This is a genomic window from Rhodococcus sp. NPDC003348, assembly GCF_053589375.1.
Map to the genome: position 1 here is coordinate 1 of NZ_JBSFRT010000035.1, position 22,876 is coordinate 22,876.

Sequence of the window (22,876 nt, forward strand, 5' to 3'; positions counted from 1 at the left end):
AAAACCCCCAGGGCGGGGGGATTAAACTGATTACCTGGGTTACCAGACCCCCGGGGGGGGGGGGGCCGCCCCGGGGGGGGGGGAGCGCGGGTCCGCGCCGGACCTCGTGCTACTTGCCCGCGCCGGGGGTGCCGCCACTCAGTGAGATGAGCGCGTTGATGACCTTCATCCCCGAGTCGTTGACGCTGGTGACCAGGGGGCCGAGAACATCGCTGATCGATCCCATGCTGCTCCTCGAATTTGAGCGAGGGAAGCCTTCTGCCGCCCTCGTGTGAACACGCTGCGAAACAGATGAATTATTTTGCCGCGAGCGGTGATTGCGACGTCCGGTCAGGTTATGCGGGCGGCGTGCCGATGCTGCCCTCGACCGATCCCAGGAATACTTCGGACAGCCCGTCGGCTGCGATCATCGATCCCAGTCCGGGAATGATGGCAATGATGATGTCGGAAAGAGAACCCACGTGTGCCTCCTCGAGTCGAACCTTCGGACGGCGGTGCGCAATCTCGCAATCCACGGGCTCACGCACCGTATGGATCGTTACGACCGGTTTGTTTTCGTAACAACGGCACGGTAACAACTCTCCGTATACAACGTAAAGACCAGCAACGTAAATATTTTCGGCGTGTCGTGTCGATCACACGATCGACGCTCTGACCAGGTCGTTCAGCGAGGTCGTGAGCAGGCGCTTGTACGGCCGCGTGTCGGCCATCATCGCGGTGTCGGTGGTGAAGGTGAGGTCGACGGCACCCGGGTCCGAGGTCACGGCCAGGTGACGCAACCCGGAGCCGTCGACGACGCCGAGAACGCCGAGGATCCGTACCAGGGGCTCGCCGAGGAAGGTCAGGTCGGTACCCGCCCACGGCACGTTGCTCACCATCGTGTTGTGCAGCGCCACCGTCGCGCCGGAACTCGGCGCGATGCGGCGCGCATGCCCGGCCAAGCTGAGCAGCCAGGCCGGGCTGCTCTCGATCCGCCGGGACGCTCGACGGACATGTTCGTTGCCGTGTCGGGCCTTCTCGTTGCGCGCGGAGGTCATGATGGCGTGCAGGCGGGTGAGCGGATCGGCTGTGCCGGTGTGCAAGTCCACCGACATCAGCGCCAGGTGGGTGGCCCGAGGTCCGTCGGTGTCGGCCCCGGCTCCGGCCGCCGTCCCGCGCAGCGACATCGGGACCATCGCCGCGAGCGATCCGGTAGGGGATTCGCCGACCTCGGCCAGGTAGCCCGCGAGTGCCCCCGACACCGTGGCGAGTAGGACATCATTGACCGTCGCGCCGGGCGTTTCGGCGCGCACGGCATCGATCGCCCGGCGCGGCAGCCGCACGTGGTCGAAGGTGGGGTCGGGGGTGATCCTGCCGTTGAATCGGCACGCGGGCCTGGATGCGAGAGGTTCGACGATCTCGCCGGCAGCGGACAGTTCGCGCACCCGGCGTGCGGCCGCGCGGGTGTCGCCGAGACCTCGCCCGAACCGGACGAGTTGTCCGGGGAGGGTGGCCGCGGCCCGGGCGAATTCGGTCACGTCGCTGCCGCTGCCGGTGCCGGCCGGGGTCGGAGGCCGAGTGGCCTCCGGAGCGGGCCCGAACAGGCGCAGGCCGAGGTCGCGCGTGGCGATGCCGTCGCCGGCGCTGTGATGGAACTTGAGCACCACCGCGGTCATTCGGCCGGGGGAGTCGTCGATGTCGGTGATCCCCGTGATCACGTGCAGCTCCCATGGTGGCCGCGTCAGGTCGAGCGGCGAACCCACGATGTGGGAGATCCTGCGCCGCAACGGCTCCCACCCCGGGCCGTCGATCGGTTCGACGGTCACGTGCCGACTCGCGTCCACGCCCGGATCTCGCTCCCAGCGGGGCAGGTCGAGGTCCAACGGGACGCGGCGGATCCGGTGGGTGAACATGCGGGCCTGCCCGAGTCGCTCGCGCATCCAGGCGGTCACCTCGGCCGTGCCGACAGCGGTGTCCGAGGTGGATTCGAACAGGTAGATCGCGACGACATTCGAGCGGTGCCGTTCGAATTCGTTGTAGTAGTACTCGGCGTCCTGCGGTGCCAGGCGTGCAGGTGCCGGCTGCCGGCGAAACGATGTCACAAGTGCTCCCTTCGGACTCCCGGACAGCGCCAGGGTAGCCGCGAATGAGCGAACGGCGTGCGAAACCCGTGGCAGGCAAAGGGTTCAGCGTGTTCGCGGTGTCGATGCCACGGCGTTCGGGGCGCCCCACGCGGCTGTGGAGCGTCGCCTTGTCGTTGCAATCGTGGAACCGATCGCGCCCGCCCTGCGTCTGAGTGGTGTGAGTGGACTGTTCGTCGTTGGCGAAGGCGTGGTCCGGGCTTCGAGAAATCAGAGGGGTTGACAGTGGCAGTGTCCGATTCGGGTCGGCGCATGACCGCGGCGATCGCCGGCCGGTGGCGGTTCACCGCACTGGAGTTCGATCTGCTGTGGCGACTGCACGGGCGGGATCGGCTGCCCTATCCGATGCAGTTCCGTGGTGACGCCGTCACCGTGGCCGCGCACGATCGTGCCCGCCGCGACGCGGCCCGGAGAATCCGCACGCTGCTCGACGAGGAACTCCACGCGGCGCTGTCGGTGCTGCTCGCCCCGACCGTGCGGGTCGAGGTGTGCGGCTTCCATGGCGCCGCGCTCGCGTCGGTGACTCGCCTCCATGCAGGGATCGGCGGCGAAGTGGGAGTCGTGGCCCAGCAGTTGCCGGGAACCGACCTCGACTGTGGCGGGGAAGTGTTGGTCTCGTCAGGGCCGGCAGCGAGGGTCGCCGAGGCCGTCGTCGCGGCTGTACCCGCGACCGCTCGCGGGTCGGGTCGGGGCGTGACGCCCCGGCGGGCGGGGGCGTCGCCGGCCGCGGGATTGCTGCTGCGCCAGGTCGGTGGTCGGGACCGGGAGGAGAACCTGCGGACCTTCTTCGCTCGGCCGCGCACCGGTGTCGGTGAAATCGGCGTCCACCACGGCCCGGCGGTGGACTGGCGGCCCACCGAGGACGGCAGTGTCGTGCACTGGATCGACTTCGCGGACGGACGCTATCTCGTGCGCGGCGGCGACGAGGTCGAGGCACTGCCGGTGTCGGGGGAGGAGTTCACCGCCCACCTCCGGACGCTCATCGCCCGGACCGGCTGAACCGGTCGCGGTCAGGCGTACACCACCAGCCACACCGCGATGTAGTGGCACAGTGCGGCGACCACCGTGCCCGCGTGGAAGAACTCGTGGTGACCGAACGTCGCGGGCCACGGATCCGGCCACCTCGTGGCGTAGAGGATCGCGCCGACGCTGTACAGCACGCCGCCCACCGCGAGCAGCACCAGCGGCGCCCACCCCACCTGGCGCACCAGGTCTCCCGCGACCGGGACGATCGCCCAGCCCAGCACCAGGTACAGCGGTACGCCCACCCAGCGGGGAGCGGTGGGCCACAACATCTTCAGGGCGACCCCGGCGAGCGCCCCCACCCACACCACGGCCAGTAGGGGTCTGCCGGAGTCGGCGGGCAGGGCGAGCAACGCGAACGGCGTGTAACTGCCTGCGATGAACAGGAAGATCATCGAGTGGTCGGCCCGCTTCATCCAGGTCCGCGCCCGAACCGTCGACCAGTGCACGCGGTGATACGCGGCGCTGACGCCGAACACCCCGCACACCGTCACCGCGTAGATCGCCGTCGCAAGGGCGGCTCGGGGGGACACGGTCGCCGCGCACGCCACCAGGACCGCACCGGCGACGACGGCCACCGCGAACGCCCAGAGGTGGATCCAGCCACGCAGTCGGGGTTTGACTGGTGCGAGCGGGTGGTCCAGCACGGTCATGCGGTGCTCCCGGTGTCGACGGAACCTAACCTACGGAACCGTAGGTTAGGGATTTTCCGGTCACTGTACGCCTGTCGAGTGCCGCCGCGACCGCAATGAGACCGCGGTTACGGCGCGAGGGGCACCGGCGCCCGACGACGGCTCGCCGGCCCGGCGTAATGTGGCCTCCCGTGCTGCTCGGGAACTCGGCGGAGAAGGCGGGCTGCTCGGGAACTCGGCGGAGGAGACGGTGGTGATGTCCAGGTGATGGTCTCGAACCTGCTGTACAGCATCTACGAGCGTCGCCTGGCACGGCAGCTCGACGGGATGCAGCGACCTCGGCACGTCGCCGTCATGTGCGACGGCAATCGCCGGTGGGCGCGGGAGAACGGCTTCACCGATGTCGCGCACGGCCACCGCATGGGTGCACTCAAGATCGCCGACCTGCTGCGCTGGTGTGGCGAGGCGGGGATCGAGATGGCCACCATCTACCTGCTCTCGACCGAGAACCTGCGCCGCGACCCGGAGGAGCTCGACACCCTGATCGAGATCATCACCGATGTCGTCGAGGAGATCTCCGGTCCCGACCAGAACTGGTCCGTCAAGATCGTCGGCACCCTCGACCTGCTGCCCGAGGACTCGGCCCGCCGTTTGCGCGAAGCCGCCGACCGGACCACGGGCCGCACGGGTACCCACGTGAACGTCGCGGTCGGCTACGGCGGCAGGCAGGAGATCACCGACGCGGTCCGGTCCCTGGTGCGGCAGAAGCAGGCCGAGGGGCTAGACGGTGCCGAGCTGGTCGACGCGATCACCGTCGAGGGCATCGACGGACACCTCTACACCTCCGGTCAGCCGGACCCGGATCTGGTGATCCGCACCTCGGGTGAACAGCGACTGTCCGGCTTCCTGCTGTGGCAGAGCGCCTACTCGGAGATCTGGTTCACCGAGGCGTACTGGCCCGAGTTCCGTCGGGTCGACTTCCTTCGCGCGCTCCGGGACTACGCGGCCAGGCATCGTCGATTCGGGGCGTGAGCGCCGGGAACCAGATGTCGGTCAGCACCGCTGCTGCATCATCTCGCGGAATGTCCAGGGTGCCGTGGACGGCCCATCGGGTGAAGAACCGCTCCAGCTGCGCCACGAGCAGCTCGATCCGCAGCCGTGCCTCGTCGCGCAGCGGCTCGGGCCATCGAGACAGGTAGGACGGCATGGCGTCGGGTAGCGCGCGATAGGCGTCCCGGGCGATCTCCCGGAGGTCGGGTTCGAGTGCGATCGCCTCGTCCCAGGCGGGCAGGATCGTGCGGTGGGCGTCGAACCAGTCGAGTGCGCGCTCGAGCCACGCGGTGAACTCGGCGCGCGAGCCCGTCGCGAGTACGTCGTCGAGGTCCTCGTACACGGCCTCGGGGCGCGGTGAATGTCCCTGCACCCCGACCGTCCTCAGCACGTCCGCCTTGCTGGTGAAGTGCAGGTAGAACGTGGCCCGGCTGCACCCCGCGGCGGACGCGATGTCGTCGACCTTCACCGCGGCGTAGCCGTGTTCGGTGAACAGGGCGTGGGCGTGGGTGAGAAGGGCGGCCCGCGTCCGCAGTCGCTGCTCGTCCCGCCGGGTCGGCCGGCGACCGCCCTTCGTCTCGTTCATCGGCTCCTCCGACCTCCATCGGGCAAGGCGAGTTTCCCGGTTTCGCTTGACAGCACGTCAGCGAGTGGGCTTGTATGGCGCAGATCACAGGCCCTCGGGTACCACCGGTCCTGATCGTCGCAGGTTCACGAACGGCACGGGGTTCCAGGGAGGGAATTTCATGGCGGCAATGCCCAGGGTGTGCATCATCGGTGCCGGCTGCTCCGGCTTCACCACGGCCAAACGGCTCAAGGACCACGGCATCTCCTACGACTGCTTCGAGGAGTCGGACGAGGTCGGTGGCAACTGGTACTACCGGAATCCCACGGGCCGCTCGGCCTGCTACGAGAGCCTGCACATCGACACGTCCTCCACCCGACTTCAGTTCGAGGACTTCCCAGTCCCCGAGGACTGGCCGCACTTCCCGCACCACACGCTGATGCACGGCTACTTCCGGGATTACGTCGACTATTTCGGTCTGCGTGAGACCATCACGTTCAACACCCGGGTCGAGTCGGCCCGCAGGCAGGCGGACGGCACCTGGACGGTCACCCTCGACAACGGTGAGAGCCGGTCCTACGAGGCGCTCGTCGTGGCCAACGGTCACCACTGGGACCCGCGGATGCCGGACTACCCCGGTCGGTTCGCCGGGACGATCATGCACAGTCACCAGTACCGGAGCCCGTTCGACCCCGTGGACATGCGCGGCAAGAAGGTCGTCGTCGTCGGACTGGGGAATTCGGCACTGGACATCGCGTCCGAACTTTCACATCGTTCGATCGCCGAGCACGTCTGGGTCTCGGCCCGCCGCGGGGTGTGGGTGCTGAGCAAGTACCGCGAGGGCAAGCCGGCGGACAAGATGATGATGCCGCCGTGGATGCCGCGCAAGCTCGGACTGTCCATCGCGCGCAGGAAGATCAAGAAGTCGCTCGGCCGGATGGAGGACTACGGTCTGCCCACGCCCGACCACGAGCCGCTCGGTGCGCACCCGTCGGTCAGCGTCGACTTCCTCGCCAAGGCGGGCTCGGGGGACCTGACCTGCGTCCCGGCGATCGAGGCCCTCGACGGTGACCACGTGCGGCTCGTCGACGGACGCCGGATCCCCGCCGATGTGATCATCTGCGCGACCGGGTACCAGATGAGCTTCCCGTTCTTCGACGATCCGGCGCTGCAACCCGATGCGCGGCACCGCTTCCCGCTGTTCAAGCGGATCGTGCGGCCCGGGGTGGACAACCTGTTCTTCATGGGGCTGGCGCAGGCATCGCCGACGATCGTCAACCTCGCCGAGCAGCAGAGCAAACTCGTCGCCGGAATCCTCGCCGGCACATACGCGTTGCCCTCCGTCGCCGAGATGAACCGGATCGTCGAGGCCGACGAGGGTGCCAGCCTCGCCCAGTACTACCAGGCGCCGCGGCACACCATTCAGGTCGACTTCGCTCGCTACGTTCGTGACCTGACGAAGGAGATCGACGCCGGCCGGAAGCGGGTCAGAGCTTCCGCAGTCGTAGCCGGTTGATGGAGTGGTCGGCGTCCTTGCGCAGCACCAGGGTTGCGCGGGGGCGGGTCGGCAGGATGTTCTCCACCAGGTTCGGCCGGTTGATCGAGTTCCAGATGTCCTCGGCGGCGATCGTCGCGTGTGCGTCGGACAGGTTCGAGTAGTGGTGGAAGTGGGCGTTCGGGTCCGCGAACGCCGTCTTGCGCAGCGCCAGGAACCGTTTGATGTACCAGCGCTCGATGTCCTCCACCTTCGCGTCGACGTAGATCGAGAAGTCGAACAGGTCCGAGACCATCAGCCGGGGCCCGGTCTGCAGGACGTTCAGTCCCTCCAGGATCAGGATGTCGGGCTGGCGGATCAGGTGGTACTGGCCGGGCACCACGTCGTAGGACCGGTGCGAATAGACCGGCGCGGCAACCTCTTCCGCCCCCGACTTGACCTCGGTGACGAAGCGGAGCAGCTTGCGTCGGTCATAGCTCTCCGGAAAACCCTTGCGGTGCATGATGCCGCGCCGGGTCAGTTCCGCTGTCGGGTAGAGGAACCCGTCGGTGGTCACCAGGTCCACCCGAGGGTGGTGGTCCCAGCGGGCGAGCAGGGCCTGCAGGACGCGGGCGGTGGTGGACTTGCCGACCGCGACCGACCCGGCAACCCCGATCACGAACGGCACCTGCCGGTCCGGGTGCTTCTCGCCGAGGAACGTCGCGGTCGCGGCGAACAGGCGCTGCCGGGCGGCGACCTGCAGGTGGATCAGCCGGGACAGCGGCAGGTACACCTCGGCGACCTCGTCGAGGTCGATCTGCTCGCCGAGGCCGCGCATGCCCTGGAGCTCTTCCTCCGTGAGCACGAGCGGTGTCGACTTGCGCAGTGTCCGCCACTGCTTTCGGTCGAATTCGACGTACGGGCTGCTTTCGCTCACCCTCGCCATGCGCGCGTCCCGGCCTCGATCTGCATAGGGGAATTGTGCGCGTCCCCACACCGGAGCGCCGCGCCGGGTCCGGACACTAGGGTTCACAGGTATGGACGCCGCCACCTTCGTACGCGAGTATCTGCTGCTCGGACTCGGTTTCGATCGCATCGAGGAGGGGTTCGTCGACGCCTTCACCGGTGACCCGGCGTTGCGGCGTCAGGTGGACAACGCGCCGCCTCCGGAGCCCCGCGAACTGGCCCGCCGCGCCGCGCACCTGCGGGGCGAACTGCCGAACGTCGACCTGCCCGCCGATCGCGCTGAGTTCCTCGGCGTCCATCTGCGCGCACTCGAATGCTCGGCCCGCACGTTCGCGGGGGAGAAGATCGGCTTCGTCGACGAGGTTCACGCCTACTTCGACGTGCGGATCGAACCGGGGTCGGTCGAGGACTACCGGGACGCGCACCGGGCGATGGACGAGGTGCTCGCCGGCGACGGGAACCAGCCGCTGGCCCAGCGACTTCAGGCGCACCGTGCGGCCGACGAGATCCCACCGGAACGGCTCGCCGACTGCGTCGAGGCGTTCTCGTCCGCACTGCGCGACCTGGTGCGGGCCCGCTACCCGCTCCCGGAGACCGAACGCGTCGAGTACGAGGTGGTCGGCGACAAGCCCTGGTCGGGCTTCAACTACTACCTCGGCAACTACCGGTCCAAGGTCGCGATCAACTCGGACCTCAAGCAGCACATGGCGAATCTGCCGCATCTGATCGCGCACGAGGCATACCCGGGACACCACACCGAGCACTGCCGCAAGGAAGCCGGCCTGGTCGACGCCGGCCAGATCGAACACACCATCTTCCTGGTCAACACCCCACAGTGCCTGATGGCGGAGGGGCTCGCGGACCTCGCGCTCGGTGCGATCGTCGGGCGCGGGAGCGGAGCCGGCGGGGTGACCCAGGGGCAGGGATGGGGGAAGTGGGCGCAGGAGATCTACGCCGACCTCGGGCTGCGGTTCGACGGCGAGCGTGCGGAGGCGCTGTCGAACGCGTCCTCGAAGCTGCTCGGGGTGCGGCAGGACGCGGCGCTGCTGCTGCACGATCGGGGTCGTTCGCACGACGACGTCGCGCAGTTCCTGCAGACGTGGAACCTCACCACCCCGGAACGGGCCCGGCAGTCCCTGCGGTTCCTGTCGTCGCCGTTGTGGCGGGCCTACACCTCCACCTATGTGGAGGGGTATCGCCTGCTCGGATCGTGGCTGGACCGCGGCGGGAACGCCGAGGAGCGCTCCGAACGGTTCCGGCGGCTGCTCGACGAGCCGCTCATCCCGTCCGTTTTGCGCTGACCGGGGTCCGGTCGCATACACTGGGGCCGCTTCACGAGTGCCGTCGCCAAGCCCCGACTGGACGGCCGCCAACCCCACGCTCGCGGGTGGCTCGGGTGACGAAGTGGCTGACACCGACCGGTGCCGGCACGAGCGCCCCCGGGATTCCGGGAGGCCCGAGGAACTCGGGAGTTTCACATGCCCCATCCGTCCAACGACGTTCCGGCCGTCGACCACCGCTGCACCAGCTACGGGCCCGGTCACCAGGTGCACTTCATCCACGCCCGCAAGAGCTGGGAGGACGAGCGGTCGATCGACGTCCTCGCCGTGGTGCAGTCCGACGGTCTGATCCGACTGGAATGGCCCGACGAAGTGGTGGTTCGCTGGCACCACGACGCGCGTCGACTCGCGGCCGCGCTGCGGCGCACCGGCGGCTTCGCCCGCTGGAAGTCGGGGTGGCACGCGCTGGCTGTGCCGTCCGGCCCCGGAGGGAACCTCCTGTTCAACCTCGCCGCTCCGCAGCAGGCCGCCGTCTGTGGAGCGTCGCGGGTGGCGCCCTCAGCCGCGCGGTGACCAGCCCTCGGGGCCGGGGCCGAGGACGGCGAAGGATCCGACGTGCCCGCGGGAGAGTTTGACGCGGCGGGCCAGCAGCCACGCGTCGCCGCGCCGGACCCAGGTGTCGTGGTAGTCGCCGAGGGTCTGGAAGGTCACGCCCGCGCGCTCACCGGTTCCGAGGTGCAGATCCGAGACGTACGCGCGGCTGGTCGCGGTGTCCCCGTCGACGTCGACGACGACATTGCCGAGCAGGTGCTGCGTCGGCCCGCAGGCGTCCAGGAACGACCGGATGCTTGAGACCATCTCGACGCGACCATCCAGCTCGCCGGTGCCCAGGTTCGCGGTCGCGTCCGGGAGGACCAGGTGGTCGAGGGCCTCCCAGGCGCGGTCGTCCATCGCACGGGCGATCAAGGTCAGGGCGCGGGTGATCGCGCGTTCGGCGAGCAGATCGTCGAGGGTCATCCGTGTGCTCCCGAGGTCGGTGGCGGGTGGGATCGCCGTGGACGTTAACCGCGGCCGTGCCGGTGCCGGCGGCCCGTCCCGGCGATCGGGACGGTGCCGCGGGTCTCGTTCCCGGGAACCCGTGGTTGGGGGTCACTGACCTGGCCCTACAATGAGACCTGCCCCTGCCCGGCCTTTCGCTTGGAGATCCCTCGATGACCGCTGTGCCCAGCACCGACGTGAACAACGCTTCGCTCGCCGAACTCGACCCCGAGGTCGCCGCGGCAATGAACGGTGAGCTGGCCCGTCAGCGCGACACCCTGGAAATGATCGCCTCGGAGAACTTCGTTCCCCGCGCGGTGCTGCAGGCCCAGGGCAGCGTGCTGACCAACAAGTACGCCGAGGGCTACCCCGGCCGCCGCTACTACGGCGGCTGCGAGCACGTCGACGTCGTCGAGAACCTCGCGCGTGAGCGCGCCAAGGCCGTCTTCGGTGCGGAGTTCGCGAACGTGCAGCCGCATGCCGGCGCGCAGGCCAACGCCGCGGTGCTGATGGCGCTGATGAACCCGGGCGAGAAGCTGCTCGGCATGGACCTCGCGCACGGCGGTCACCTCACGCACGGCATGAAGCTCAACTTCTCCGGCAAGCTGTACCAGGTCGCGTCGTACGGCGTCCGCGAGGACACCCACGTCGTCGACATGGACAAGGTCCGCGAGATCGCCCTCGCCGAGCGTCCCCAGGTCCTGATCGCAGGCTGGTCCGCCTACCCGCGGCACCTCGACTTCGCGGCGTTCCGGTCGATCGCGGACGAGATCGACGCCAAGCTGTGGGTCGACATGGCGCACTTCGCCGGCCTCGTCGCCGCCGGTCTGCACCCGTCGCCGGTGCCGCACGCCGACGTCGTCTCCACCACCGTCCACAAGACCCTCGGCGGTCCGCGCTCGGGCATGATCCTCGCCAAGCAGGAGTGGGCCAAGAAGCTGAACTCCGCGGTGTTCCCCGGCCAGCAGGGCGGGCCGCTGATGCACGCGATCGCCGCGAAGGCCGTCGCGATGAAGATCGCAGGCACCGAGGAGTTCAAGAACCGGCAGGAGCGCACCCTCGCCGGCGCGAAGATCCTCGCCGAGCGTCTCGGTGGTTCCGACGTCGCCGGTAACGGCATCTCCGTCCTCACCGGCGGCACCGACGTGCACCTGGTGCTGGTGGACCTGCGCAACTCCGAGCTCGACGGCCAGCAGGGCGAGGACCTGCTCCACGAGATCGGCATCACCGTCAACCGCAACGCCGTGCCGTTCGACCCGCGCCCGCCGATGAACCCGTCGGGCCTGCGAATCGGCACCCCGGCGCTGGCCACCCGTGGCTTCGGCGATGCCGAGTTCGCCGAGGTCGCCGACATCATCGCCACCGCCCTCGCGAACGGTCAGGACTCCGACGTCGCCGCCCTGCGCGCGCGGGTGTCCAAGCTGGCCCTCGACTTCCCGCTCTACGACGGGCTCGAGGACTGGGGCATGCTCTCCAAGAACGTCTAGTTGTCACCGCCGAAACGGCCCGCACCCCTCGGGGTGTGGGCCGTTTCGGCGTTCCGTGGGGATGCGTCGAGTTCCGGAGCCGTCGCCGGACGGGCCCGGTGATCCGGGGGCCCGCTTAACCCAACGTTCACCGTGTTGCTGCCGCACGGGCGTGTGAGTTGGACGTAGCGTTCCGTTCAACGGGTGACAGGGGAAGTTGCCCGTCCGGGAGGTTCGAGTCGTGACTGACTTCGTTCAGGGCGAGGGGACCGGCGCCCGGTCCCCGTGGGTCGCAGACCCACCCGGACCGACCGGCCCAGCGAACCGCCGCCTGCGCGGGCGCCGTGCAGGTGTAGGAGCCACCGTGACCGCAAACCGCTCCGTCCGCACCTACGTCCTCGACACCTCGGTCCTGCTCTCCGATCCGTGGGCCGTCACCCGGTTCGCCGAGCACGACGTGATCATGCCGCTGGTCGTGATCAGTGAACTGGAGGGCAAGCGCCACCACCACGAGCTGGGATGGTTTGCGCGCGAGGCGCTTCGGATGCTCGACGATCTCAGACTCGAGCACGGTCGGCTGGACCAACCGGTGCCGATCGGCACCGACGGCGGCACCCTGCAGGTCGAACTGAATCACACCGACCCGAGCGTGCTGCCGGTCGGCTTCCGCACCGACTCGAACGACTCCCGGATCCTGGCCTGCGCACTGAACCTGGCCGCCGAGGGGCGCGACGTGGTGCTGGTCAGCAAGGACATCCCGTTGCGCGTCAAGGCCGGTGCCGTAGGTCTGCCGGCCGACGAGTACCACGCACAGGACGTGGTGCCCTCCGGGTGGACCGGGATGGCCGAACTCGACGTCGCCTCCGAGCGCATCGACGAGCTGTTCGCGGAAGGGGTTGTCGACCTCGACGAGGCGCGGGAGTTTCCGTGCCACACAGGGATCCGTCTCCTCGGTGGCCGATCGAGCGCTCTGGGCCGGGTCACCCCGGACAAGCGGGTGCAGCTGGTGCGGGGGGAGCGGGAGGCGTTCGGCCTGCACGGGCGCTCCGCCGAACAGCGGATCGCGCTGGACCTGCTGCTCGACGAGAGCGTCGGCATCGTCTCGCTCGGCGGCAAGGCGGGCACCGGCAAGTCGGCGCTCGCCCTGACCGCCGGCCTGGAGGCGGTGCTCGAACGCCGCACGCACCGCAAGGTCGTGGTGTTCCGGCCGCTGTACGCGGTCGGCGGTCAGGATCTCGGCTACCTGCCGGGTAGTGAGAGCGAGAAGATGGGCCCGTGGGGGCAGGCCGTCTTCGACACCCTCGACGGCCTCGCCAGCCCCGAGGTGATGGACGAGGTCATCGGCCGCGGAATGCTGGAAGTGCTGCCGCTCACCCACATTCGTGGACGGTCGCTGCACGACTCGTTCGTGATCGTCGACGAGGCCCAGTCGCTCGAACGCAACGTGCTGCTCACCGTGCTGTCCCGGCTCGGCAGCGGATCGAGAGTGGTGCTCACCCACGACGTCGCACAGCGCGACAACCTGCGGGTCGGCAGGCACGACGGTGTGGCTGCGGTGATCGAAAAGCTGAAGGGGCACCCGCTTTTCGCGCACATCACCCTGACCCGAAGCGAACGCTCCCCGATCGCGGCACTCGTCACCGAGATGCTCGAGGAGTTCGGGCCGACGCCGTAGCGCATGCCGGGCTCGTGCGGGTACCGGCGACATGCCCCGCGCGAGCCCGGGCCGGTGGTCAGCCGATGGTGACGTACGTGGCTGCCGCCACGTCGGCGAGGATCGCCGGGATCCGGGACGTCGCGCGACCGGTCTCGAACTGGACGTCGTACGGGGTGCGCAGGATCCTCTCCAGTGCAGGCCAGTCGTTCTCGACCATGGTCCGGTACCGCGGCAGCAGTTCGGTGCTGACGTACCGCCAGCGCTGGTCGTAGACCGACCAGTCCCAGCCGGGCAGCGGAGTGTGCAGCGTGGCGGTTCGCCCGTCGGGGAGGGTTGTCTCGACTTCGATCGACCGGTGGCTGCGCAGCGGTGGCACTCCCGCCACCGAGGGGGACCCGGCGAGCGTCATCACGTAGGTCAGTGCGCTGCCGACGCCGGCGCCGTAGGCACGGACCTCGTCCCACTTGGCGCCGACGACATCTCGCTGTTCACGCCGCAGCAGGCTCATGTTGCCGTCCGCGACACGGTCGGGTTCCCCGGAGGCGATGGCGTACCACGCCTCGCGGACGTCCTCCGGGATCAGCCCGGCATCGTGGAACTCGTCGATCCCGGCGAGGCCGTCGTGGGTGTAGGCGTAGTGCATGGGCATCAGGTCGGCGAAGATCGCCTTCTGCATCACCACGACCTGCTCGGTGAACCAGCGCAGGTCGGTCGGGGTGATCCTGCCGGCCGAGTTCGCGAGATCGCGCAACCCCTGTGGCAACCGGTCGACGACCTGCGGCCCGGCCACCGCGACGGCCTGGTTGATCACCGTGCTCGCCATCTGCTGCAACCCTGGGAGGCTGTAGATGTCGGAGACCAGGTCGATGTCGGCGATGCCGCCGCCGAAGTCGGCGCCGACCTGTCCGCCCATGCCCGCCCACTGGAGCTCGCGGTGGGCGAGCTGGAAGTCCTCGTAGTACCGGTAGGACCGGATCATGTTGGAGCGGTTCATCGGGAAGCCTCGAGCCGGGTCCCATCCGGCGAGGTCGATGCCGGCGTCGGTGGTGGCCTGCGCCAGCCGGTACTGGAACAGCAGCCCCGCGTACGAGCTCGCGGGCCTGCCGGACGACCGCGCCGCGTCGACGAGGGCCGCCAGCGCGCCGACGTCGGTCGGTAGTTGCGGGTTGACTCCGCCCGGGCCGCGGTCGAACGTGCGGTTCGGCATCGGCAGGTTCAGGTACTGCGAGACGTCGTCCGCGCTCGCCTGCGGGGGGAGCGCGATCGAGCAGGCGACGATCGCGGGCGCGAACAGTCCGGCGAGGACTCGGGCGGACACGCGAGGGAGCGGCATACGATTCCTTTCGGTTCGTCGGCAGCGGTCGACCACGGAAGTCGTTTTGGGGCACCGGTTGTCAGGACCCGAGTTCGGTGGCGAGCCAGTCGACGGTGTGCATGCCGAACAACTCGGTGCCCCATCGGTAGGGGTCGGTGAGCAGTACGTCCGTGCCGCACTCGAGGGGGTGGTATCGCACGTCGGCTCCTCCCGCGCGGTACCGGTCGACGAGATCTCGGGAGTCCGACGCAGGTGTCACCACCATGAACGAGTCGTCGTCGGCGCACGAGCTGACGAGGACCTTCGACGTCGGTGCGCCACCGTCGCCGAGCCTGTTGTCCGCGTAGACGGGCAGGAAGTCCGCGATGTCCGCGGGATGCTCACCCGACCTGAAGAGCGCCTGTGTCGGCAGGAACGGTGTCGCGAAGTAGAGGACCTGGCAGCTACCGCGGAACGTGTCGGCAAGGATCTTGCCTGCGGGCGTGAGCTTCTCGTCGATCTGCATCTGTGGGTACTTCGCTTCCAGGCCGAGCAACGTGGCCAGGACGAATCCCGACCCGAGGCCGCCGGACGCGAACCTGACGAAGTTGCGCTGATCGGCCGCCATCGCCTCGAGGACCGTGGCCCGAACATTGATCTCCGGCGCGTACCAGGGCTGGTACTCGGCGGCGAAGCCCCCGCCGACGCCACCGCCGGCGATGCCGAAGATGCCGACCGGATTGGCCGGATTCAGCGAGGCCTCCGAAACCTGGTACGCGGCGCGAACGCCGTTGAGCAGCGCCATGGCCGCGTAGCGTCCGGCGAACACCCCGTGTGGATTCGGATCGGCGTCGTTGCCGATGTCGGAGATCACCACGCCCAGCCCGCGACCCCACATCAGTGCGAGCGGACCCAGGGCGGACCAGGCCGAGGCCTCGCTGAATGCACCGCCCGACCATTGGGCCGACGGATGACAGCCGGCTCCGACGGAGTCGTTTGCCTCCTGGTACGCGACGATCGACCGCGTGCGGTTGTCGCGGCCGTCCTCCGGAAGCATCACGACGCCGGTGGAGACATCGAGTTCGCCCTCGAGGGTCTCGGTGACGTACATCGTCTTCCACGCGGCGATGTTTCCCGGCTCGACCCCGCTGAAGAGCACGTCGAACGGCTCGGCTTTGAGTAATGTGCCCGGCGTTTCGGTGCCGAGCAGTTCGGGCTCGACGAAGAACGGATCCGACGCGAACAGGCCGTCGAAGTTCTCCTGTGGCGTCGCGAGCGCACCGTGCCGGAACGTTCCGAGGGTGAAGCCGTTGAAGACCTCGTCCGGTGTCGGCACGTCGAGTGGAACGCCGCCGGTCGGGGCGACCTGCGCGGCCGCGGGAACCGCCGCTGTGATCAGCGTTGCAGCGACGGCAGCGGCAACCGCGATGCGGCGAACGGCACGGCCCCCCTTGCAGTGCCGGCTCACCCTATCGCCCTGTGTCCGCTCGACCCAGGTACCCGTGCGAGCGGCCGCCGCGGCGGCCGAGTGCCGCTCGGACGATGCCGACAGCGGTGCCGCGAGCGAGGTCGCGGACGCTGAAGTAGTCACGCCAGACCGTGATCTTCCCGTCGCGTAGTTCGAACGTGCCGCAGACCCAGAATTCGATGCTGACCGGTCCGACGGTCAGCAGGTCGGTGCGCTCGGTCAGCACCACGCCGTCGGTCGCGGCGATGTTGTGCATGATCGCGTCGAACTTCAGCCACGGGCTGTTCATCGAGCGGATGGACCTCCCGACCAGGCGAGCGCCACGGAGGGTGGGAAACCCGACGTTGGTCCACTCGATGTCGTCGGCGATCAGCGCCAGTGCCGCGTCGGCGTCGCCGTGGGCGAGGTCGGTGAGGAAGGTCTCGACGACCGCGACCCCGTCGGTGCTGTCGAGTGCTGGTGAGTCCATGCCGGCCTCCGGAGCGGATCGGGTGTCGGGTTGCGGAGCAGATCCTTCCAGGAGATCTCCGCATTCGTGGCCGAATTCGGTTGCCCGTCCCGTCGATCCCGCGGGACGGGCAACCGTGCGAGCCGTACGACCACACGCACGTCAGTGGTCAGGTGCCTCCCCACCACCCCTGGGGTGGGCTGCACTCCCGTGCACGGTGACCGCAGCCGGCTCGAAGCCCGGCGCCCCGGGCAGCGCGAACAGGAGTTCGTCCTGGTGCCTGGCTGGTGCAGCGTGGGCGGTTCGACTGTGCGACACCCCGAGGAGAACGAGGTCGGCGGCCAGTCGCACCGACCACGGTCCCGGGTCGATCACCGGGACGGTAAGCCGATCAGCCAGCGTGCTCGCGGCCTGGTGCATCGTGGTGCTCGCGAGGACGATGGCGTCGGCGCCGTCGTCGACGACGGCCGAGTGAGCAAGGGTCGCCAGAGCGTCGATCACCTCGGGCTTGTCGGTCAGCAGCCTCGACACGTCGGGAGTCTCCGAGGACAGGGATCGGATCGAGGCGACCTTGTGGGACATCTCGTAGGTCACCAGGTTCTTGCGGCAGTTGTCCGCCCACCGCTCGAACGTGCTGACGACGGAGAAGCGCCGGCCAAGCAGGCTCGCCATGTGGGCGGCGACCTGACCGGGGCCGATGACCGGGATCGACAGTCGTGAACGAAGCACGGCCACACCCGAATCCGATGCGGTGTCGATGCACACGGCATCGTAGCCCTCGGCCTCGGCGCCGATGCCGGCCTCGACCACGAACAACTCGATCAGCAGGTTGTCGTAGGCGCTGTCGGCCAGGACGCCGCTGTTGCGGACGGGAACGTAGTCGACGGTGACGTCGGGGCCGAGCATCGTGGGTGACAGTTGCGCGGCTCGGCGGGCGATGGCTTCCTTGTCCAACGGGAAGGGCACGATCACTTTGATTCGCATGGTCGGGTGTCCCTGTCTCATTCCGGCTTGGCGGGCGCGGCCTCGGTCCCGAGCGTGCCTGCGGGTTCGAGTCCGGCGTCGAGTGTCGCCGAGCGGCCGCGCACGGCGAACGAGACCGCGCTGTATACCACGAATCCGAAGGCCAGTCCGAGGAACCAGCTGTAGGTGTAGAGGCTGCTGGTGGCTTCGACGAACTTGAGCAGGATCAGGCACACCGTGCCGGCGACGAGGGTGCCGATCGCGACCGGGTTGAATCCCTTGAAGTAGCGGTACCGCCCGTTCGGGTCGTAGAGCGCGTCGACGTCGAGGCGGCCGCGGCGCAGCAACAGGAAGTCCGCGATCAGGATGCCGGTCGCCGGGCCGAGGAAGGTGCCGAGGTTGTCGAGCAACGAGTAGAGCGAATCGGCGTCACGCATCCACACCCACGGGCAGTAGGCGAACGCCAGCAGGATGGCGACGACCGCACCGCTCTTGAAGGTGAACCGGCGGGGGAACAGGTTGACCAGGTCGTAGGCAGGGGAGATGAGGTTGGCGGGGATGTTGACGGAGATCGTGGCGACCGTCAGCAGGATGGCGCCGACGATCGTGACGAAGGGATTGCCGATGGCGGTCAGGACCTCGCCCGGATCCCAGATCGCGGTGCCGTAGGCGGCCTGCGTGCCGGAGACGATGATCGCCGCCATGCCGTAGTAGACGAACGTACCCACCGGCAGGCCGACGAAGGTGCCGATGGCCTGGGCGCGATTGGATCTCGCGAAGCGCGAGATGTCCGGGTAGTTGAGGATCATCGTGATGAAGCCGGCATTCATGAAGACGGCGACGGCGGGAATCAGTCCGAAGGCGACGAAGTTCGAGACGGTCGGGTAGTCGGAGGGGGAGTCGAAGACCGGTCCGAGACCGTTGCCCACCTTCAACGCCCAGACGACCAGGCCGACCATGACGACGAGAACCAGGGGACCGGCCCAGGACTCGAACTTGCGGATGGTCTCGATGCCGTGCCGGATGACGATGAAGTTGACCGACCAGAACACCAGCAGGCAGATCCACAGGTTCAACGACAGCCCGAAGACGTCGTGCTCGGTCAGGCTTGCCCAGAAGGGGAAGACCTCGCCGAACAGGGCGTTGAGGACGGAGGCGCCCAGATAGTTCTGGATTCCGAACCAGAAGATCGCCGTGATGCCGCGAAGTACGGCGGGAATGTTGCTGCCGTAGGTGCCGAAGGCCGCGCGGGCCCACACCGGGAACGGGATGCCGAACCGGCTGCCCACGCGCCCGGTGAGGGTGAGGAAGACGAGCTGGATGAGGCAGGCGATGAAGACCGCGGTCAGTGCCTGGAAGGCGGACAGGCCGGTTCCCATCATGCTGCCGATGACGGTGAAGCCGAAGATGTTGTGCACCATGCCCAGCCAGAGGGCGGTGAAGTTCCATGCGCCCCACGTACGTTTCGCTGCGGGGACGGGGAGCAGGTCGTCACTGGAGAGCCGGGAATCGGTTCGGGAGATGGGTGCCGGGTCGGGGGTCGATGGTGGGGCCGCAGGGTGGACGTGCACCGGTGTCAAGCTGTCGGTCATGGGAACCTCGTGTCGTGGTTGCCGGAACAGGCGACGCGAACCCGTGATCGGGGCGTCAGAAGGCGAAGAGGGTGAACCGTCCGGTAGGACGTATGTTGTATGTCAACATTTGTCTGTTAAAGATGTGTGACGCGGATGTACCTGCGCGGGAAATGATTTCGCCGGATCGGGATCAGAGCCGTGCCGCGGTCGTCGCGACGGACAGGGCGAGCGGCACGGCATCGAGAACCGGTCGCCCGAACCTCGCGCTCAGCTGTGACCCGGCCGGGCCGAGCGCGGAACACCCCAGGCAGATGCTCGCCGCGCCGTGATCACGGATGAGGTCACCGCACCGCTCCTCGATCACAGGAAGGTGCCGGTCCGGGTTCGCGGACAGCTCCCCGACCCCGACCCCGACGGCCGTCACGCCGCGGCACCAGGGGCCGAGTCCGTAGGACGCGACGAGTCGCTCCATGATCGGGACGGCATCCTGGGAGGCGGCGACGATGCCGAAGCTGCCGTATGCCGTTGCCTCGAAAGTCATTGCGGCCTGGGCCATACCGATGACCGGCTTCGATGTCAGCGTCCGGAGCACCTCGAGTCCCGGATCGCCGAAACAGGCAATGCAGATGGCGTCGAAGTCGTCCAGGTGCTCGAGTTGGGGGAGCGCCAGCACGGCCTCGACGGCACGGCGCTCGTCCAGTGCGGTGTCGATCGCGGTCGGGGCGCCCGGGGTGTGCGTCACGGTGATCGTGTGCGAGCGGTCCGAGGCGGACGCGGCGCTCCGCCGGATCGTGTCGGTCATGGTCTGCGACGAGTTCGGATTGATCACGAGAATCCGGGACATGGACTGCCTCTCAATCGTTTCGGGTGCCCTCGTGCCTCAGGCCGCGGTCGATCGCGCGGTCTTGAGCAGGTAGTTGTCCCCGGAGGTGATCGGGTCGTACCGGGCTCCGTCCGCGCCCACGCAGGTCGGGATGGCCTCGATCAGCGCATCGGCGTCGGGCTGGTGGAAGAAGGGAACCGACAGCCGCCGGCGGCCCAGCGCGATCCGAGGCGGGTTGGCCACCCGGTGCACCGTCGAGACCCACCGGTCGTTGGTCCACCGGGCCATCAGGTCGCCGATGTTCACCACGAACGAGCCGGGGATGTCGGGGACGTGCCGCCACTCGTCGTCCTGCAGAACCTGGAGGCCGCTCGGGTTCTCGTTGCGATAGAGGATCGTCACGCTGCCGTAGTCGGTGTGCGCGCCCAGCCGCGTGGTTCCCGGAGCGGGCTGGGCGTCGACAGGGGGAAAGCCGTTGGCGAACAGGACCGAGCAGTGATCCGAGCAGTAGGTGTCGAAGAAATTCTCGTCCAGGTCGAGTCCGAGTGCGAAGCCTCGCAGGAGGGTGGTGGTCAGCGACTCCATCGCTTCGAAGTACGCCGTCCAGACCTCGCGGAACCGGTCGTCGTGCGTCGGCCACAGGTTGTGGTGGTCGAAGATGCCCGTGCCGGTCCGGTGCGTCGGTCCCATCGCGAAGTACTCCACGAAGTCCTTCTCGCCCATTCCGGTGCCGGACGCGGCCAGTGATCGGGCGTGCGGTGCCATGTAGCCGCGGCTGATCGAGGGGTCGGGTTGCCGGACAGGAAGTTTCACGTCTTCGCTCTGGGCGAAGAAGTCCTCGCAGACGGTGTGCATCTCGGCGATGAGGTCGGCCGGCACGCCGTGGTCGGTGATGACCAGGAAGCCGACCCGGCGGTTGGCCTCGTCGATCCGCTCACCGACTGCTCGGCGGACCGCGGGGTCGGGGGAATGGAGGTCGGTGAGCGCGATGATCGGGATGTCGGCCTGGCGGATGACGGGTTCGTGCACGACGGAGTTCGACACGGTGTGCTCCTCTTTCGATGTCTGGTGGCGGTGGGCTCAGCGGGGCTCGGTGGCGGTGACCGGGGTGAACATCTCGACGCCCCAGCCCTTGTCGTAGGGGGTGGCGAACAGGGTGTCGACTCGCAGATGGTCGATCAGCCACTGCCCGTCACGGAGAACGAAGTCGTTCTCGTACCGCAGCCCGATCCACACCGGCATGGTGCCGCCTCGGATCGTCGACGGTTCGAAGCACAGCCAGCGACCCGTGCCGGTGCCTGCGGCGACGTCCACGTGGATCTCCGGGTTGGTGAGGTAGTGGATCGTGAACGGTTGGCGCACGTGGACGCTCCGGAAGTTGTCGGCGATCGCGGCCTTGCCGGTCGAGCGGCCGAACTCGACGTTGCGGCCGACGCCCTCCCAGACCGCGTCGTCGGTGAAGTGGCCGACGATGTCGTCGACGTTCTTCGTGATGTCGCAGCTGTGGATGTACGCGGACATCCGGTTCTCGATGGCGTTGTGGGCTTCCACTGTGGCGAGGCGTGCCTCGAGGTCGGTGGTCATGTTTCCTCTTTCGATGTCGGGTGGGAGCGGGCGAGTGGGACGCGCGCCGGTCAGGTCACCGCACGGCGGGCGACGAACCGCCCGCGTCCGGGTCGGCGTCCGGTGTCGGTGAGGACGCCGCCGGAAACGACGAGCTCGCCGCGTGACCAGACGGCCTCGATGCGCCCGTGCAGCTCCCAGCCCTCCCAGAGCGTGTAGTCCACGTTCTGGGTCTGGGTCGCGGCGGACACCGCGGTGGTTCCCCCGGGATCGAACACGACCAGGTCGGCGTCGGCGCCCGGGGCCAGGACGCCCTTGCGGGGATACATACCGAACTGGCGTGCCGGTTCGGCGGCGGTGATCGTGACGAACGTGCCGATGTCGATGCGGCCGGCCCGCACTCCCTCGGACCAGGTCACGAGCATGCGGTGCTCGACACCCGGGCCGCCGTTGGGGATCTCACGGAAGTCGTTGCGGCCGAGTGTTTTCTGTCCGTCGAAGCAGTAGGGGCAGTGGTCGGAACTGACGATGCCGAGAACGCCCGACGACAGCCCGGTCCACAGTGCCTTGCGGTGCGGCTCCTCGCGGAGCGGCGGGGTGAGCACGGCCTTCGCGCCCTCGAAGTCCGGCCGGTAGTAGATCTCCGGGTCGAGGGTGAGGTAGTGCGTGCAGGTCTCACCGCCGATGGGGCGGTTCGACAGCTTCGCCTCGCCGATCAGGTCCACCGAATCCGAGGTGGACATGTGCACGAAGTACAGCGGCGCATCGGCCATGCCCGCGATGCGGATCGCGCGTGCGACGGCCTCGGCCTCGGTGGCCGGGGGACGGGAGAGCAGGTGGCCCTCCGGCCCGCGGATCCCCTGCTTGACCAGGTCCGCGGCGAGGACGTCGATGATGTCGCCGTTCTCGGCGTGCACACACACCTGCATGCCGTTGTGTCCGGCGCGCGAGAGAACGCGAAACAGGTCGCCGTCGTCGAGCATCAGCGCCCCGCGGTAGGCCATGAACGTCTTCACGCTCGTGACACCCGAATCGGCGAGGGACCGGAACTCCTTCTCGAACCCGTCGTAGAGCCGGGTGACGCAGGCGTGCAGTCCGTAGTCGATGACCGCCCGCCCGGCGGCCGCCTCGCCGTGGGTGTGCACCGATTCCGCGACGCTCGCCTCCGGCAGCTGCGGGGCGTAGTCGACGATCGTCGTGGTGCCGCCGACCGCGGCCGCCATCGTGCCGGAGTAGAAGTCGTCGGAGGTGACCGCGGCGAACGAGCGGGACTGCATGTGGGTGTGGACGTCGACTCCGCCCGGCAGCAGGACGCGGCCGGTGCAGTCGACGACGTGGTAGTTGGACATGTCATGTCCGGCAAGCGATCCCACGGCGATGATCTCGCCGTGGTCGACGAGCAGGTCGGCGCGCGTCAGACCGGACTCGGAGGCGACGTCACCGCCGACGAAGGCGATCGGTTGAGACATGGC

General features: G+C 68.5%; 22 protein-coding genes and 1 riboswitch. Of the genes, 7 read left to right on the forward strand and 15 right to left on the reverse strand.

What is annotated here, in order from left to right; translation table 11 throughout:
• Positions 1 to 335: 335 nt before the first annotated feature.
• Both ACWDU4_RS20800 and ACWDU4_RS20805 read right to left on the reverse strand, forming a co-directional pair.
• A complete protein-coding gene (locus ACWDU4_RS20800) occupies positions 336 to 527 on the reverse strand; it encodes a hypothetical protein (protein WP_450115817.1) in 192 nt (63 codons plus the stop codon).
• Positions 528 to 635: 108 nt separating this feature from the next.
• Positions 636 to 2,081 (reverse strand): wax ester/triacylglycerol synthase domain-containing protein, encoded by a 1,446-nt coding sequence (locus ACWDU4_RS20805; RefSeq protein WP_450115818.1) that lies wholly within the window; start codon positions 2,079 to 2,081, stop codon positions 636 to 638.
• 291 nt (positions 2,082 to 2,372) lie between these two features.
• On the opposite strand from ACWDU4_RS20805, the gene ACWDU4_RS20810 reads away from it, so the two are divergent.
• A complete protein-coding gene (locus ACWDU4_RS20810) occupies positions 2,373 to 3,119 on the forward strand; it encodes an ESX secretion-associated protein EspG (protein WP_450115819.1) in 747 nt (248 codons plus the stop codon).
• 11 nt (positions 3,120 to 3,130) lie between these two features.
• On the opposite strand, the gene trhA is transcribed toward ACWDU4_RS20810, so the two are convergent.
• Positions 3,131 to 3,796, reverse strand: coding sequence for a PAQR family membrane homeostasis protein TrhA (trhA, locus tag ACWDU4_RS20815; RefSeq protein WP_450115820.1), 666 nt, complete (start codon positions 3,794 to 3,796; stop codon positions 3,131 to 3,133).
• Positions 3,797 to 4,042: 246 nt separating this feature from the next.
• Between trhA and ACWDU4_RS20820 the strand changes: the two genes are divergently transcribed.
• The gene (locus tag ACWDU4_RS20820; protein ID WP_450115859.1) at positions 4,043 to 4,807 is read left to right on the forward strand and encodes an isoprenyl transferase; all 765 of its coding nucleotides are present in this window, start codon (positions 4,043 to 4,045) and stop codon (positions 4,805 to 4,807) included.
• Here the strand turns inward: ACWDU4_RS20820 and ACWDU4_RS20825 are convergent.
• Complete coding sequence (locus tag ACWDU4_RS20825) at positions 4,716 to 5,411, reverse strand: TetR/AcrR family transcriptional regulator (protein ID WP_450115821.1); 696 nt, start codon at positions 5,409 to 5,411, stop codon at positions 4,716 to 4,718. The genes ACWDU4_RS20820 and ACWDU4_RS20825 overlap by 92 nt on opposite strands.
• 160 nt (positions 5,412 to 5,571) lie before the next feature.
• Between ACWDU4_RS20825 and ACWDU4_RS20830 the strand changes: the two genes are divergently transcribed.
• Entirely contained in the window at positions 5,572 to 6,906 is a 1,335-nt protein-coding gene (locus ACWDU4_RS20830; protein ID WP_450115822.1) for a flavin-containing monooxygenase, read from the forward strand.
• Here ACWDU4_RS20830 and coaA read toward each other — a convergent pair.
• On the reverse strand, positions 6,878 to 7,810 hold the full coding sequence (gene coaA / locus ACWDU4_RS20835; protein WP_450115823.1) for a type I pantothenate kinase: 933 nt from the start codon (positions 7,808 to 7,810) through the stop codon (positions 6,878 to 6,880). The genes ACWDU4_RS20830 and coaA overlap by 29 nt on opposite strands.
• A 91-nt stretch (positions 7,811 to 7,901) precedes the next feature.
• Here coaA and ACWDU4_RS20840 point away from each other — a divergent pair, with 91 nt between their 5' ends.
• The gene (locus tag ACWDU4_RS20840) at positions 7,902 to 9,131 is read left to right on the forward strand and encodes a DUF885 domain-containing protein (RefSeq protein ID WP_450115824.1); all 1,230 of its coding nucleotides are present in this window, start codon (positions 7,902 to 7,904) and stop codon (positions 9,129 to 9,131) included.
• Positions 9,132 to 9,160: 29 nt separating this feature from the next.
• Positions 9,161 to 9,270: riboswitch (SAM riboswitch) on the forward strand.
• A 38-nt stretch (positions 9,271 to 9,308) separates the two neighbouring features.
• Positions 9,309 to 9,683, forward strand: coding sequence for a hypothetical protein (locus ACWDU4_RS20845; protein WP_450115825.1), 375 nt, complete (start codon positions 9,309 to 9,311; stop codon positions 9,681 to 9,683).
• Here ACWDU4_RS20845 and ACWDU4_RS20850 read toward each other — a convergent pair.
• The gene (locus tag ACWDU4_RS20850) at positions 9,669 to 10,127 is read right to left on the reverse strand and encodes a nuclear transport factor 2 family protein (RefSeq protein ID WP_450115826.1); all 459 of its coding nucleotides are present in this window, start codon (positions 10,125 to 10,127) and stop codon (positions 9,669 to 9,671) included. The genes ACWDU4_RS20845 and ACWDU4_RS20850 overlap by 15 nt on opposite strands.
• Before the next feature lie 194 nt (positions 10,128 to 10,321).
• Here ACWDU4_RS20850 and glyA point away from each other — a divergent pair, with 194 nt between their 5' ends.
• Positions 10,322 to 11,635, forward strand: a complete 1,314-nt coding sequence (glyA, locus tag ACWDU4_RS20855; RefSeq protein ID WP_450115827.1) for a serine hydroxymethyltransferase — start codon at positions 10,322 to 10,324, stop codon at positions 11,633 to 11,635.
• A 343-nt stretch (positions 11,636 to 11,978) separates the two neighbouring features.
• Positions 11,979 to 13,289, forward strand: a complete 1,311-nt coding sequence (locus tag ACWDU4_RS20860) for a PhoH family protein (protein WP_450115828.1) — start codon at positions 11,979 to 11,981, stop codon at positions 13,287 to 13,289.
• 58 nt (positions 13,290 to 13,347) lie between these two features.
• On the opposite strand, the gene ACWDU4_RS20865 is transcribed toward ACWDU4_RS20860, so the two are convergent.
• From ACWDU4_RS20865 to hydA, 9 genes are all read right to left on the reverse strand, one after another.
• The gene (locus ACWDU4_RS20865) at positions 13,348 to 14,604 is read right to left on the reverse strand and encodes a hypothetical protein (RefSeq protein WP_450115829.1); all 1,257 of its coding nucleotides are present in this window, start codon (positions 14,602 to 14,604) and stop codon (positions 13,348 to 13,350) included.
• A 61-nt stretch (positions 14,605 to 14,665) separates the two neighbouring features.
• Positions 14,666 to 16,033 (reverse strand): lipase family protein, encoded by a 1,368-nt coding sequence (locus ACWDU4_RS20870; protein WP_450115830.1) that lies wholly within the window; start codon positions 16,031 to 16,033, stop codon positions 14,666 to 14,668.
• Between the two features lies 1 nt (position 16,034).
• Positions 16,035 to 16,502, reverse strand: a complete 468-nt coding sequence (locus ACWDU4_RS20875) for a limonene-1,2-epoxide hydrolase family protein (RefSeq protein ID WP_450115831.1) — start codon at positions 16,500 to 16,502, stop codon at positions 16,035 to 16,037.
• 141 nt (positions 16,503 to 16,643) lie between these two features.
• On the reverse strand, positions 16,644 to 17,465 hold the full coding sequence (locus ACWDU4_RS20880; RefSeq protein WP_450115832.1) for an aspartate/glutamate racemase family protein: 822 nt from the start codon (positions 17,463 to 17,465) through the stop codon (positions 16,644 to 16,646).
• 17 nt (positions 17,466 to 17,482) lie between these two features.
• Positions 17,483 to 19,036, reverse strand: coding sequence for an NCS1 family nucleobase:cation symporter-1 (locus tag ACWDU4_RS20885; RefSeq protein ID WP_450115833.1), 1,554 nt, complete (start codon positions 19,034 to 19,036; stop codon positions 17,483 to 17,485).
• Positions 19,037 to 19,208: 172 nt separating this feature from the next.
• Positions 19,209 to 19,862: an aspartate/glutamate racemase family protein gene (locus ACWDU4_RS20890; protein WP_450115834.1), complete on the reverse strand. Its 654-nt coding sequence runs from the start codon at positions 19,860 to 19,862 to the stop codon at positions 19,209 to 19,211.
• 36 nt (positions 19,863 to 19,898) lie between these two features.
• On the reverse strand, positions 19,899 to 20,885 hold the full coding sequence (locus ACWDU4_RS20895; protein ID WP_450115835.1) for an isopenicillin N synthase family dioxygenase: 987 nt from the start codon (positions 20,883 to 20,885) through the stop codon (positions 19,899 to 19,901).
• Between the two features lie 36 nt (positions 20,886 to 20,921).
• Positions 20,922 to 21,425 carry a nuclear transport factor 2 family protein gene (locus ACWDU4_RS20900; protein WP_450115836.1) on the reverse strand — a complete coding sequence of 168 codons (504 nt, stop codon included), beginning with the start codon at positions 21,423 to 21,425 and terminating at the stop codon, positions 20,922 to 20,924.
• Positions 21,426 to 21,475: 50 nt separating this feature from the next.
• Positions 21,476 to 22,873, reverse strand: coding sequence for a dihydropyrimidinase (hydA, locus tag ACWDU4_RS20905; RefSeq protein WP_450115837.1), 1,398 nt, complete (start codon positions 22,871 to 22,873; stop codon positions 21,476 to 21,478).
• Between the last annotated feature and the right edge of the window lie 3 nt (positions 22,874 to 22,876).